This is a genomic window from Rhodococcus sp. NPDC003382, assembly GCF_053589135.1.
This window is the reverse complement of sequence record NZ_JBSFRH010000011.1, coordinates 1-12,362: the sequence shown is the minus strand read 5'-3', so window position 1 is coordinate 12,362 and position 12,362 is coordinate 1. Positions and strand designations below refer to the sequence as shown.

Genomic DNA, 12,362 nt, shown 5'->3' with positions numbered 1-12,362 from the left:
GGCACGGTCGCCGCCGCCGTACCGACGAGCAGGTGGTTACTTGTCCTCGGTGACGAGCGTGGTGAGGATGCCCACCGCCTCGCGCAACGTGTCGAGACTCTTCTGATCGAGTTGCTGCAGCCGCTCCGTCAGCCACGCCTCCCGTGCCTGCGCCTCGTCGCGCAGCAGTTCCCGCCCCGCCTCGGACAGGTCGACGATGATCTGACGGCCGTCGGTCGGGTGCGGCGTGCGCTCCACCAGACCGAGATCGTTGAGTGATGCGATGACGCGTGTCATCGACGGTGGCTGGACCTTCTCACGCGCGGCAAGTGCCCCGGGGGTCATCGCTCCATCCTGGCTCAGCGTCGACATGGCCGACAGCTGGGTCAGGGACACTCGCGAATCGGTGCGTCTCCCCCGCAAATGACGCGTCAGGCGCACGACAGCCAGGGCGAGATCGCCCGCCAGTGCACGTGTTTCCGATGTCATGGCGAGCACAATACGTTATGCCATGGAAACTACCGACACATGTTCTAGGTGAGCACGTTGGTGATGGGATCCACCACGAAATATGCCGTGAACAATGCTGCTACGACCCACATCAGCGGATGTAGCGTGCGGATTTTCCCGCTCGCCGCGTGCAGCACCACCCAGGTGATGAAGCCCACGCCGATGCCGTTGGCGATCGAGTAGGTGAACGGCATCACCAGGATGGTCAGGAACGCCGGCAACGCGACCTCGAATTTGCTGAAGTCGATGTCCCGGACCTGCCCGATCATCAGGGCGCCCACCACGATCAGGGCGGGCGCGGCGGCCTCGATCGGCACCATCTCGTACAGCGGCGTCAGGAACATCGCGGCGAGGAACAGCACACCGGTGACGACGTTCGCCAGGCCGGTGCGGGCGCCGTCGGCGATACCCGACGCGGACTCGACGAACACGGTGTTCGACGACGACGAGGCAGCGCCACCGACGATGGCACCGGTGCCCTCGACGACGAGGGCGCGGCCCACGTTGGGCAGGTTGCCGTCCTTGTCGACCAGACCGGCTTCCTTACCGAGTCCGGTCATCGTGCCCATCGCGTCGAAGAAGTTCGCGAGCACCAGGGTGAACACGAGCAGCGTCGCGGCGATCACGCCGATGCGGGTGAAGGCACCGAACAGGTCGACATCACCGACCAGGCTCAGATCGGGCATGCCGGCCACCTGCCCGGGCACCTCGGGGGTGCTCAGGTTCCAGCCCTTCGGGTTGGTGCCCATCGACGGCCCGACGTCGGTGAGCGCCTCGACGATCGCCGCGACCACCGTGGTGATCACGATGCCGATGAGCAGACCGCCACGCACCTTGCGCACGACCAGCACACCCATCAGCAGCACACCGAAGACGAACACCGCGGTAGGCCACGACGCAATCGAGCCGTCGATGCCGAGACCGACGGGCACGGTGGTGCCGGCGGCGTCGGGGATGCGGCGGACGAAACCGGCGTCGACGAGGCCGATGAACGCGATGAACGCACCGATGCCGGCGGCGATGGCCGATTTGAGTTCCGGCGGAATCGCATTGAACACCGCGGTCCGGAATCCGGTCAGTGCGAGGACCACGATGATGATGCCGTCGATGACGACCAGGCCCATCGCCTCCGGCCACGTCACCTGCGGCGCGATGGTCACCGCGAGCAGACTGTTGATGCCCAGGCCCGCGGCGAGCGCGAACGGATAGTTGGCGATGATGCCGAACACGATGCTCATCAGTCCGGCGACGAGTGCCGTGACCGCGGCGACCTGGTTGATCGGCAGGATGTTGCCGAGCACGTCGACCTTGGCGGTGGCGTCCTCGGGCGAGAAGCTACCGAGGATGAGCGGATTGAGCACCACGATGTAGGCCATCGCGACGAAGGTGACCACACCGCCGCGGACTTCCCGGGACACCGTAGAACCACGTTCGGTGATCTTGAAATAGGTGTCCAGTAAACCGGTGCCTACGGCCATGTCGAATATCCACTCCGGAGAAGATTTGCTCGAGTCGCAACCGGGAGATTATTGCAGCGCGGAACTACTAGTCTGCAAATTGTGAAAGACGCAGATGACGTTGCCGCGCAGGTCCGACGCCTCGCCGATCCCCGGCCCGCGCTCGCCCTCGGCACCGTCGCGTGGCTCGTCGCGACGATCGTCGTTCTCGTCGTCGGAGACCGCTGGTCGGCGGCGCTTCCGGTGTGCGTGGCCGGAATCGTGGTGGGGCTGCTGGGATCTGCGCTCTTCCTCGTTCAGCGGCGCGCCGCGCGCCGCGGCCGGCGCGGGGCACAGGTCGGGCTGAACTGACGGATCGGGCCGCGAGCCGGGTGCGTCAGCGACGGATCCGCACCCGCGTGACCAACCACACCCACAGCAGAGCCCACAGCGACCCGAGGATCCAGCCGGCCACGACGTCGGTCAGCCAGTGCGCCGCGAGGTAGACGCGGGAGAGTCCGACGGCCACGGTGTAGCCGGCGAGACCGGCGTAGAGCGCCGCGCGCCACGGGCCCTGCGGACGCGCGGACCGGGCGAGAACGGCCGCGAGCGTGACCGCCAGGATCGCCGACATCATCGCGTGGCCGGACGGGAACGAGTGCGTCGACAGGTCCACCAGCCGCTCCGGCTGCGGCGGCCGGGCACGACCGAACAGCAGCTTGAGCAGGCTCATCACGGGCCAGCCGGTGAGAACCGCGCCGGCGACGAGCAGCGCGTCCTGCGGCCGCGACGCACGCATCAGCAACAGGGTCGCGACGATCGCGAGGATCGTGACCCCCACCGTGCCGCCGGTGTGGGTGACGACGGTGACGGCGGTCGTGATCGGCGGCTCCCGGACGCCGAGCATCCAGTCGAGTACCGCGACGTCGACGCTCACGACCCGGCACCACCGCTCGCCACGGCGGCGGCGAACCCGGCGGGCGTGCAGTGGGTGGTGCCGGATCGGTCCACCCACCAGGCCACCTCGCGCTCCCCCGTCACCGCACCCGAACAGCTCACGACGAGCCGGTCGTGAACGGTCAGCGGTCCCCGGGGCAGGGGCACCCCGGTGGTCGCGGCGGCGAGCACGGCCTGCGGTTCCCGCGACCATTCGGTGGCCCGGCCCGGGCCGGTCGGTTCGGCGGACACCGTGTCGGACGCGAGCGGGAGGTCGAGCAGTTCGGCGAGTGCACCCGCAGTTGCCGTGGTGCCCATCACGATCCGTTCCGCGGGGACGACGGCGGCGAGCCACGGACGGTCGAGCACGAGCGCGTCGGCCGCGTCGACGACGGTCCCGGCGATGCTGCGCACGGCGTCCGGCAGGTCCAGTGCGGCGACGTCGAGAACCCCGGACGCGTACGCGGCGGCGAGGGCACCGTGCGCGGCGGCGACGACCGCGGGTGCCGGGTCACGGTCCGGGTCCGCTAGGCGGTCGAGCAGCAGCGCGGCCAGTGCGGTGCTGTCGACGACCGGCGACGCCAGGCACGCCCGCAGCCGGTCGGCGTCGGGGTGCGGGCACGGATCGAGCAGGCCCTCGAAGGTCGTGTCGTCGGGGGCGCGCAATCGTCCCAGCGGCTGCCCGTCGAGAACCGCGTAGGTGCGCAGCCACCACGCGGTGTACCCCTCGCGGTCGGCCAGCGCGTCGGCGGTGTCGGGATCCGCGGCGAGCAGCGTCAGGGCTCTTGCCCATCGGGTTTCGTCGACGAGGTCGAGGTCGCGGACCGCGACGAGGGTGTCCGGGTCGGTGTCGACCGTCTCCCACCACTGCCCCTCGTCGGGCAGGTCGTGGTCCGGACCGGTGGGCAATTCCGCGCGCAGCACGGTGAAACCCCAGCCGACCCCGACGGCCCGCAACGCGTCCACGCCGTACCGGTCGATCACCTTGGAATCGACTGTCCCGAAAGGTGATTCGTCGACGAGAACATCGGCGAGGGGCGCATCGGGCAGGAGCAGTTCGTCGGCGGGAACCAGCTCGCCGTCGACGTCGGGCAGCAGCAGGGCCCCGAGATCGCGGGGCAGGGAGCCGCCGGGAACGTGCCCGGCGAGCCGCAGCACCGTGTCGGCGAGTTCCGCGGCGGCTTCGTCGTCGTCGGGGTCGACGTCCTCGACGGCGGCGAACAGCGCGGGGTCCGACAGCAGATCGACGGCGGTGACGGTGCCGGCCCCGAGCCGCGCGAGCAACGGGTGAGCGGCGTCCGGGTGCACCAGCCGCACCCACGGCAGCACGAGCGGGCCGTCCACCCCCAGATCGGCTCCGAGCACGGTGGTGCGCGGACCGGTGACGAGACGCCCGTCCGACAGCGGCACCGGAATCGACGCGAGTTCCTCCGCGACCACCGCGTCCACGACGAGCGGCTCGAGCGCGTCGTACAACCGGCGCCACCACTGCGGGTCGCGGTCGAGTCCGGCGAGCAGTTCGGCAACCCGGGCCGGGCCGATCCGGTGCACGTCCACCGCGGCGAGCAGCGACGCGTACCGCGGCCCGCACAGCGCGGGCGCGACGAGACCGGGCACGACGTCGGCGAGGGCCTCGGCCAGTTCGTCGGTGAGCCCGTCCAGCGCCGTCGCGCGTTCGGGCACCAGGTCGTCGCCACCGCGGGCGATCTGGTGGCGGCTGCCGCCGCCAGCGGCGGCGGGAAGCCAGGGGTGGGTGCGCAGTTCCGCGAGCACGGCCTCCCGGAGCAGTCCGTCGGCCTCGCTGCGCGCGAACCCGGGCACCGGTACCAGCGCGATCCGCTGGTCCGCGGGCAGGGCCGCGGCGAACCGCGCGTAGCCCTCGGCGATCCGGTCGAGCGGGGCGCCGGGCAGCAGCCGCCGCCGGTCCGGCTGCATCGGCACGTCGGCGACGACGAGGACGGGCAGCGACAGTTCCTCGTCGGACCGGGTGGGGGCGCGCAGCACGTCGTCGCCGAGGGGCGTGATCTCCCCGGCGGCGGTGACGGGAACCAGCCAGCGCGCGTGCGGTCCTTCGCCCTCCCACCAGCGGCGTTCACCGACGACGATCTCGTGGACGCCGCCGCCGAGGTCCGTGCGGGTGCGGATCAGTTCGTCGTCGCCGACGGTGATCGAGCCGAGGGCGGGCAGTTCCAGCAGCAGTTCCGCGGCTTCGGCGCGGAATCCGTCGAGCAGGGCCCGCGCGTCGACATCCGGGCGCAACCGCAGCACGATCTCGGTGTCGGAGCCGGACACGGGAGGTTCGGCGGTGGGCCACGCCAGGCGCAGGACCGGCACTCCGGACCGCGGTGGCGTCAGGTCGTGCTCGCGCAACACCGCGCGGGTGCGCTCGGCGGAGAAGCGGATCGATCCGGTCCGGGACCGGATCTCGATGTCGTCGGAGACCGCGAGGACGGCGGTGAAGCCGACACCGAAGCGTCCGACTCCCCCGGTCTTCGCGGACGCCCGCAGCGCTGTCAGCGCCTGCACGCCGGGGCCGTCCAGCGGGGGAACCGGTGTTGGCGACGTGCAGGCCGTCGTCGCCGAGCCACACCCGCATCGCGCCGGTGATGCCCGCGCGGGTCGCGGCGTCGGCGGCGTTCTGGGCGAGTTCGGTGAGTACCCGGTCGCGGTAGCCGGCACGGACGAGGTCCGATTCGGTGGCGGTGTCCTCCCGCAGGCGGGTGGGCGACGACCGCCACGCGAGCAGCGTGCCGTCCCGCAGCGCCGCGGTACCGAACGGGTCCGCGGGGTCGGCCTGGGTCACGTCAGTCGGTCTGTTCCGGCCGGCCGGTGTCGTCGCTGGTCGTCGCCTCGTCGGTGACAGTGGGCTCCTCGGCGGGCGCTTCGTGGGTGGCAGTCGGTTCCTCGGCGGGCGCCTCGTCGGTGACCGTCGGCTCCTCGGCGGGCGCCTCGTCGGTGGCGCTCGGCTCCTCGGCAGCGGGCACCTGATCGGTGACCGTCGGCTCCTCGCTGGCGGGCACCTCGTCGGTGACCGTCGACTCCTCGGTGACAGTCGGCTCGGCGGGCTGCTCGGGCCCTTCGGCCTCGACGGTGCCCGACTCCGCCGGCGCGGCGGTGTCCGACTCCGCCGGCGCGGCGGTCGCGACGATCTCCACCGCCGCGTCGTCGTACGCGTCGAAACGGGGCGAACCCGCACCGGTCGGAAGGGTGGTGTCCGAATGGGCACCGCAGCCGTACTGGGCGTGCACGACGTGCCCGTCCGCGGCGAACTCGTTTCCACAGACCCCGAACGCCGCGTGCAGCGACCCGGCGAGCGGCAGGAAGAATCCGCACAGCATGCAGGTCGACGGGGCGGCCTTCGCCATCTCGGTGTCCGGCCCGTATGCCTCGAACCAGCGCTGGGCCGCGTCGAGGCGACCTTCCAGGCTCATGACCTGGCGACGGCCGAGACCGATCTCGAGTGCGGTTTCGTCGACCTCTGGGTCGCCGGTCTCGACGTATCCGGGCACCAGGCGGGGATCGCCGGGGGCGGGGGCCAGCAGGTCGCCGGGGCCGAGGTCGCCGGGGCGGATCCGCTCGCTCCACGGAAGCCATTCGGGTGCGATCAGCGCGTCGGGTCCGGGCAGCAACGCCAGCTCGCTGACGGTGACGTGATCGGACTCCGGAGCAGCGGCCACGACGACCGCCCACTGCCAACCGCGGTAACCGGGCAGGTCGGCGACGAAACGGTGGGTGGCCGCGCAGTCGTTCTCCGCGGTCACACCCAGATGCGGGCCGATCCCGCCTTCGCCGAGCTCGTCGAGAGCCGCGCGGGCGATGTCGACCGCATCGGCGAGGACAGGTCGCACAGCCTCGGCGGAGCTTTCCGCGCTGGGGGCATCAGCAGAAGACACAGCACTCACGGCTCCCATTCTGCCGCACCCGAACGGGAGCGCGACCCTTGGCCGCCGGGACGGCGGCCGACGACTGCGATGATGGCAGCGTGCGACCGCGACAGGGCAGCAAACTCCCCGGGCCGATCCGAACCACCGGTGTCCTGGCCCCGGCCACCGCGCTGCTCGCCGCCGGAATCCTCGCCGGGTGCGGCGACGAACCCGTCCCCGACCCCGGTCCGCCCGCCGACCGGCTGCGCGTCGAGATCGTCGCGACCCGGCCGCACGATCCCGAAGCGTTCACCCAGGGGCTCGAGATCTCCGACGGCGAACTGCTCGAGGGCACGGGCCGGAGCGGCCGGTCGTACCTGTCGGCGCGGGCCCTCGACACCGGCGTCGAACGCACGCGGGTACCTGTTCCCGACGACATGTTCGGTGAGGGCATCACCGTGGCCGGGGACACGGTGTGGCAGCTGACCTGGAAGGACGGGGTGGCCATCGCCCGCGACCGCGACACGCTGACTCCCCGCGACCACGTCGAGTACGACGGCCAGGGCTGGGGCGTGTGCGCGGCCGGGGACCGTCTGGTGATGAGCGACGGTTCGTCCACACTGACGTTCCGGGATCCGGCGACCTTCGACGTGCTCGGCAGCACGACCGTCCGCGTCGACGGCCGTGAGATCGACAACCTCAACGAGCTCGAGTGCGCCGAGGACGGATCCGTCTACGCGAACGTGTGGCAGACCGACCGGATCGTCCGCATCGACCCGGGCTCAGGGCGCGTGACCGCGACCATCGACGCCGGTGCCCTGCGCGACGCGCTCACCGACGAGCAGCGCGCGGAGATCGACGTTCTCAACGGGATCGCGCAGGTGCCGGGCACCGACCGGTTCCTCGTCACCGGCAAGTACTGGCCCACGATGTTCGAGGTGCGATTCGTCCCGTGAGCACCATGGATCACATCTCACGCCGGGACCTGTCTGCGCCCCCGGGGGACGGTGGGGAAGAATCGGAGGCGTGACCGATCCGGACGAGCGCCGACCCGCCGACCCGGCGCGCGGCCGTGCCGACGCCGACGGCAGCGACTCCCGTTCGGCTCCGCGCTCCTCGCGTCCCGGCCGGCCCGACCCCGAGGCGAGCCATCCCGGCTACCGGAACTATCCGCCCCCGCGGCACATCGGGTCGCGGCGCACTCCGCTGCCGCCGCTGCACCCCCTCGACGGGAATCGCAAACCCCGCGACGACGCGCGCGCGGCCTCGGAGTCCGACGCACCGCGCGCCCCGCGGATGCCGCGGAAGCTGACCGTGACCCGGGTCGCGGCCCTGCGCAGCCGGGAGCTGACGAACAAGGGCATCGCCACGTTCCGGCGCGCGGCCACCGCGGACGGCGCCGACAAGTCCGGGCTGACGGCGCTGATGTACGCGACGATGGCGAACTTCGCGAGCGACGCGGCGATCGCGGTAGCGCTGGCGAACACCTTGTTCTTCTCGGCCGCGACCGGCGAGGACAAGACGAAGGTCGCGCTGTACCTGCTCATCACGATCGCCCCCTTCGCGATCATCGCCCCGCTGATCGGCCCGTTGCTGGATCGGTTGCAGCACGGTCGCCGGCTGGCGCTGGCGGCGTCGTTCGCGCTGCGCTGCGTCCTTGCGGTGGTGCTCGTGTTCAACTTCGACAGTTGGGGCCTGTACCCGGCGGCGCTGGCGATGATGGTGCTGAGCAAATCGTTCTCGGTGCTGAAATCGGCGGTGACACCCCGGGTGCTGCCCCCGGAGATCGATCTTGTCCGGGTCAATTCCCGGCTGACCGTGTTCGGCCTGGTCGGCGGCACCTTGGGTGCCGGTGCGGTCGCTGGCGCCGCGGCGTGGCTGTTCGGCTCGTCGGGTGCGCTGTGGCTGTGCGCCGGCATCACCGCGTTCGGCGCGTACCTGAGCATGCGGATCCCCGCGTGGGTGGAGGTCACCGAGGGCGAGGTCCCGGCGACGCTGTCCTATCACGGGTCCGAGGCCCGCACCGAGATGCTCGACACCAAGACGGAGGTGATCACCCCGCCCGGCACGCGACGCCGTCAGCCGCTGGGCCGGGCGGTGGTCACCGGACTGTGGGGCAACGGCACGATCCGGGTGCTGACCGGATTCCTGACCCTGTTCATCGCGTTCGTCGCGAAGTCCAAGACCGAGCACGACCCGCTCGTGCAGGCCGCGATGCTGGGCCTGGTCGGCGCGGCCGCGGCGATCGGCAACTTCGCCGGCAACGCGACGGGGGCGCGGCTGGCGCTGGGTCGTCCCGCGCTCGTCGTCGTCCGCTGCACCGCGGCGGTGGTGATCGTGTCCGCGATCGTCGCGGCGACGGACAACATCTTCGCGGCCGCCGCCGCGGCGCTGGTCGCGGCGTGTGCGAGCGCCCTGGCGAAGGTGTCGCTGGACGCGTCGCTGCAGCAGGATCTGCCGGAGGAATCGATCGCGTCCGGGTTCGGACGTTCGGAGACGGTGCTCCAGCTGAGCTGGGTGGCCGGCGGCGCGCTGGGGGTGCTGTTGCCGCCCGAATACTGGATCGGCTTCGGTGTCGTCACGGTGGTGCTGGTTCTGGGACTGACCCAGACGATCCTGACCTACCGTGGGAAGACGCTGCTGCCCGGATTGGGCGGTAAACGTCCCGAGCACGCCGACCAAGAGACCGCCGGCCGGCGCACCCCGCGCGCGACCGGACATTCGAGCAGGAACGGAATCAGATGACGCTGCAGGCCCGGACGAAGAAGATCATCGCGCTGATCGCGGTGGTCGTATTGCTGGCGGCGGGTGGTCTCGCCGCGGTGGTGTGGAAGCTCGTCGACTCGGCCGAACCGCAGCTCCCGACGATCACCGCCTTCGCGCACGGCAAGAGCGTGACGGTCGAGCCGACCCAGCACTGCAACCTCTACCTGGAGGAATGCGTCGAGAATCCGCTGGGCATGCTCGACGTTCCGGCCGGGTTCCCGCTGCAGTTGTCGCTGCCGTCCGAGATCTCCGACGCCCCGTGGCGCCTGATCGTCGTCTACGGCGATCCCAAGACGGGCCAGACGTTCGTGGACGGGCGCCTCTTCGAGCCCGGTGAGCAGCGCGCGGTCACCGTCCCGTCCGATCCGTCGATCCAGCTGCTCGGCGTCGAGATCCAGCTGCCGTCGGCCGTGCAGGACGAGACGGGCACCGCGATCGCCCACGCGGTCTGGGCACTCCAGACGTACTGACCGATCCGTCACACGACCCGAGCTTCAACGACGAGGGCCTCCGGTGCATCACCGGAGGCCCTCGTCGTGAGTGCGGTGACGAAAATCAGGAGTCGAGCTCGCGGGCGACGGCGCGCAACACCTCGGAGATGCGCTGGGCGGCCTTGCGGTCCGGGTACTGGCCGCGCCGCAGGTCCTTCTGGACCGACGCCTCGAGCAGGTTGATCATGTCCTCGATCATGCCGTGCAGTTCGTCGGGGCTGCGCCGCTTCTTGTCCGCGGTGCTCTCGCGGCGACCACCCTTCTGTCGCAGGGTGGGCTGTTCGAGCAGTTTCACGCTCAGTGCCTGCGGGCCGCGGCGGCCGACTGCCATGCCGAACTCGACGCGCTGTCCCGGCTTGAGGGCCTCCACCCCTTCCGGGAGTGCGGACGCGCGGACGTAGACGTCCTCGCCCTCCTCCTGGGACAGGAAGCCGAAGCCTTTCTCGACGTCGTACCACTTCACCTTGCCGCTTGGCACCGCGCTCACCCGCTCCTCGACAGCTGTACCCGTCCGGGCACCTGTGGATATGCAAAACAACGCGCCCCGCAATCGGGTGCGGGACGCGTAGACGGCCGCCAGTGTACCCCGACCCGTGCGACGGCCACGTACCTGCGCGACCCACTACCGTGGACGACGTGGGTACTTCCGATTCTTCTACGCGTCCGGGCACCGGCCTGCTGAAAGCGGCGCTGGTGTGCTTCGCCGTCGGTATCGTCGCAGTTGTCCTGATTTTCCTGACGCCGGTCGTCACGGACGGCAAACCGGGCCTGGTGCTGTATTCGCTGACCGCGGCCTGGCCGCTGGGCTTCCTGCTGGCAATCGCGTTCGCCCTGCGGTCGGGCCGTCGCGCGCGTGGAGGTGGATCGTGAAGTTCCTGCTCAACGTCATCTGGCTGATCTTCGGCGGACTGTGGCTGGCACTGGGCTACTTCCTCGCCGGCATCATCTGCTGCCTGCTGATCATCACGATCCCGTTCGGCATCGCGGCGTTCCGCATCGGCGTGTATGCGCTGTGGCCGTTCGGCAAGACCGTGGTCGACAAGCCGACGGCCGGGGTCGGTTCGCTGATCGGCAACATCATCTGGGTGATCGTCGCGGGCGTGTGGCTCGCGATCGAACACATCGTGACCGCGGTCGCGATGGCGATCACGATCATCGGGATTCCGCTCGCCATCGCGAACCTGAAGATGATTCCGATCTCGCTGATGCCCCTCGGCAAGGACATCGTGCCCGTCCGATCACTCCAGTCACACCTGTGACGTTAGTCACATCACGCCCCGATAACATTCCGGCCTCGAACGCGCCGGGCGCCCGCAGATAGGGCGCTACCTGCGGGTTCTCGAGCACTCCCGTCCAGGTCACCTGCTTGCGCGCGAAACATGGCGCGTTATCAATTGGTGACACTCCGCCCCCGGAACCGTTACCTTCGAATCCGGTCGGACTGGTCCGGCCGACCCGGATCCGCCGCGCCAAATCCTGTCCCGCGGAACCGGACCCCCAACGAACGATCCAGGGGACAGGAAACGGGGGACCCACACGGTCTCCCAGGGAGCGGAAGTTCCCAGGAGGCACCCGGGCACGAGCACCAGCAACGGCCCTAGGGGTGAAGCCGAATCGCTCCCAGCGGGAGCGTCGCGGCCGGGCTACCTCTTCAGCCCGAACCCGACAGCTGACCTCGTAGGCGCGTGCGGAGAGGAACCGGAGCAATGAGCGGACGCCATCGCAAGCCCACCAACACCGGCCGTACCGTCGCGAAGTTCGCGCTGACCAGCGCGGTTCTCGGCGTCACCGGCGTCGCATTCAGCGGCACCGCCAACGCAGCCCCCGATTCCGACTGGGACCGCCTCGCGCAGTGCGAGTCCGGCGGCAACTGGGGCATCAACACCGGCAACGGCTACCAGGGCGGCCTGCAGTTCTCGCCGAGCACCTGGAACGCCTACGGCGGCACGCAGTACGCACCGACCGCCCACCAGGCCACCCGCGACCAGCAGATCGCCGTCGCCGAGCGGGTCCTCGAAGGCCAGGGCTGGGGCGCATGGCCGTCCTGCTCCTCGAGCCTCGGCCTGAGCAGCGCACCCACCCAGCGTTCGGCGCCGACCTCCGGCACGCTCGCGGACAAGGTCGAGACGCCGCAGGAGCAGGCTGCTCCGCAGGCCGCTCCCGAGGCCGCGCCGACCCTGCAGGACAGCATCCCGTTCCTCGCGCCGCAGAGCGCCAAGGAAGGCTTCGCCCAGGGCATCGAGGCGCTGCGCGCCGCCGGAATCCCGGTCGATCAGGGCCTGGTGGATCAGGTCACGGCCATCCTGCCGAACTGACACGAACACACACCGCGAAGCTGCCGTTCGGGCTGGACCCGGCGGTCACCCCGGTGCTGGGCAGCT

Annotated in this window: 11 protein-coding genes, 2 pseudogenes and 1 riboswitch; of the genes and pseudogenes, 7 read left to right on the top strand and 6 right to left on the bottom strand. The window is 70.6% G+C overall.

Going from position 1 to position 12,362, the window contains the following annotated elements; genetic code table 11:
• Positions 1-36 precede the first annotated feature (36 nt).
• Both ACWDUD_RS10020 and ACWDUD_RS10015 read right to left on the bottom strand, forming a co-directional pair.
• On the bottom strand, positions 37-468 hold the full coding sequence (locus tag ACWDUD_RS10020) for an Rv0880 family HTH-type transcriptional regulator (protein ID WP_197252850.1): 432 nt from the start codon (positions 466-468) through the stop codon (positions 37-39).
• A gap of 44 nt (positions 469-512) precedes the next feature.
• A complete protein-coding gene (locus ACWDUD_RS10015) occupies positions 513-1,967 on the bottom strand; it encodes an NCS2 family permease (protein ID WP_420753874.1) in 1,455 nt (484 codons plus the stop codon).
• Positions 1,968-2,048: 81 nt separating this feature from the next.
• Between ACWDUD_RS10015 and ACWDUD_RS10010 the strand changes: the two genes are divergently transcribed.
• Entirely contained in the window at positions 2,049-2,297 is a 249-nt protein-coding gene (locus ACWDUD_RS10010; protein WP_197252852.1) for a DUF2530 domain-containing protein, read from the top strand.
• A gap of 25 nt (positions 2,298-2,322) precedes the next feature.
• Here ACWDUD_RS10010 and ACWDUD_RS10005 read toward each other — a convergent pair whose 3' ends face one another.
• The 3 genes and pseudogenes from ACWDUD_RS10005 to ACWDUD_RS09995 form a co-directional block, all read right to left on the bottom strand.
• Positions 2,323-2,862 (bottom strand): phosphatase PAP2 family protein, encoded by a 540-nt coding sequence (locus ACWDUD_RS10005; protein ID WP_197252853.1) that lies wholly within the window; start codon positions 2,860-2,862, stop codon positions 2,323-2,325.
• A pseudogene (locus tag ACWDUD_RS10000) lies at positions 2,859-5,664 on the bottom strand (sacsin N-terminal ATP-binding-like domain-containing protein). The gene ACWDUD_RS10005 and the pseudogene ACWDUD_RS10000 overlap by 4 nt, the downstream one beginning before the upstream one ends.
• A gap of 238 nt (positions 5,665-5,902) precedes the next feature.
• Positions 5,903-6,772: pseudogene (locus ACWDUD_RS09995) on the bottom strand (DUF3027 domain-containing protein); the annotation flags it as partial.
• A gap of 71 nt (positions 6,773-6,843) precedes the next feature.
• On the opposite strand from ACWDUD_RS09995, the gene ACWDUD_RS09990 reads away from it, so the two are divergent.
• The 3 genes from ACWDUD_RS09990 to ACWDUD_RS09980 all read left to right on the top strand — a co-directional run bounded on the left by ACWDUD_RS09990 (position 6,844) and on the right by ACWDUD_RS09980 (position 9,960).
• Positions 6,844-7,680, top strand: a complete 837-nt coding sequence (locus ACWDUD_RS09990) for a glutaminyl-peptide cyclotransferase (RefSeq protein WP_450109213.1) — start codon at positions 6,844-6,846, stop codon at positions 7,678-7,680.
• A 70-nt stretch (positions 7,681-7,750) separates the two neighbouring features.
• A complete protein-coding gene (locus tag ACWDUD_RS09985; protein ID WP_450109212.1) occupies positions 7,751-9,469 on the top strand; it encodes an MFS transporter in 1,719 nt (572 codons plus the stop codon).
• Between the two features lie 2 nt (positions 9,470-9,471).
• Complete coding sequence (locus ACWDUD_RS09980) at positions 9,472-9,960, top strand: DUF2771 domain-containing protein (protein WP_197252491.1); 489 nt, start codon at positions 9,472-9,474, stop codon at positions 9,958-9,960.
• 85 nt (positions 9,961-10,045) lie between these two features.
• Here ACWDUD_RS09980 and ACWDUD_RS09975 read toward each other — a convergent pair whose 3' ends face one another.
• Entirely contained in the window at positions 10,046-10,459 is a 414-nt protein-coding gene (locus tag ACWDUD_RS09975; RefSeq protein ID WP_197252490.1) for a cold-shock protein, read from the bottom strand.
• A 149-nt stretch (positions 10,460-10,608) separates the two neighbouring features.
• On the opposite strand from ACWDUD_RS09975, the gene ACWDUD_RS09970 reads away from it, so the two are divergent.
• The 3 genes from ACWDUD_RS09970 (at position 10,609) to ACWDUD_RS09960 (ending at position 12,296) form a co-directional block, all read left to right on the top strand.
• Complete coding sequence (locus ACWDUD_RS09970) at positions 10,609-10,851, top strand: hypothetical protein (protein ID WP_450109211.1); 243 nt, start codon at positions 10,609-10,611, stop codon at positions 10,849-10,851.
• On the top strand, positions 10,848-11,240 hold the full coding sequence (locus ACWDUD_RS09965) for a YccF domain-containing protein (RefSeq protein WP_450109210.1): 393 nt from the start codon (positions 10,848-10,850) through the stop codon (positions 11,238-11,240). The genes ACWDUD_RS09970 and ACWDUD_RS09965 overlap by 4 nt, the downstream gene beginning before the upstream one ends.
• A gap of 248 nt (positions 11,241-11,488) precedes the next feature.
• A riboswitch (cyclic di-AMP (ydaO/yuaA leader) is annotated at positions 11,489-11,661 on the top strand.
• Between the two features lie 26 nt (positions 11,662-11,687).
• Positions 11,688-12,296 (top strand): transglycosylase family protein, encoded by a 609-nt coding sequence (locus tag ACWDUD_RS09960; RefSeq protein ID WP_450109209.1) that lies wholly within the window; start codon positions 11,688-11,690, stop codon positions 12,294-12,296.
• Positions 12,297-12,362: the final 66 nt, after the last annotated feature.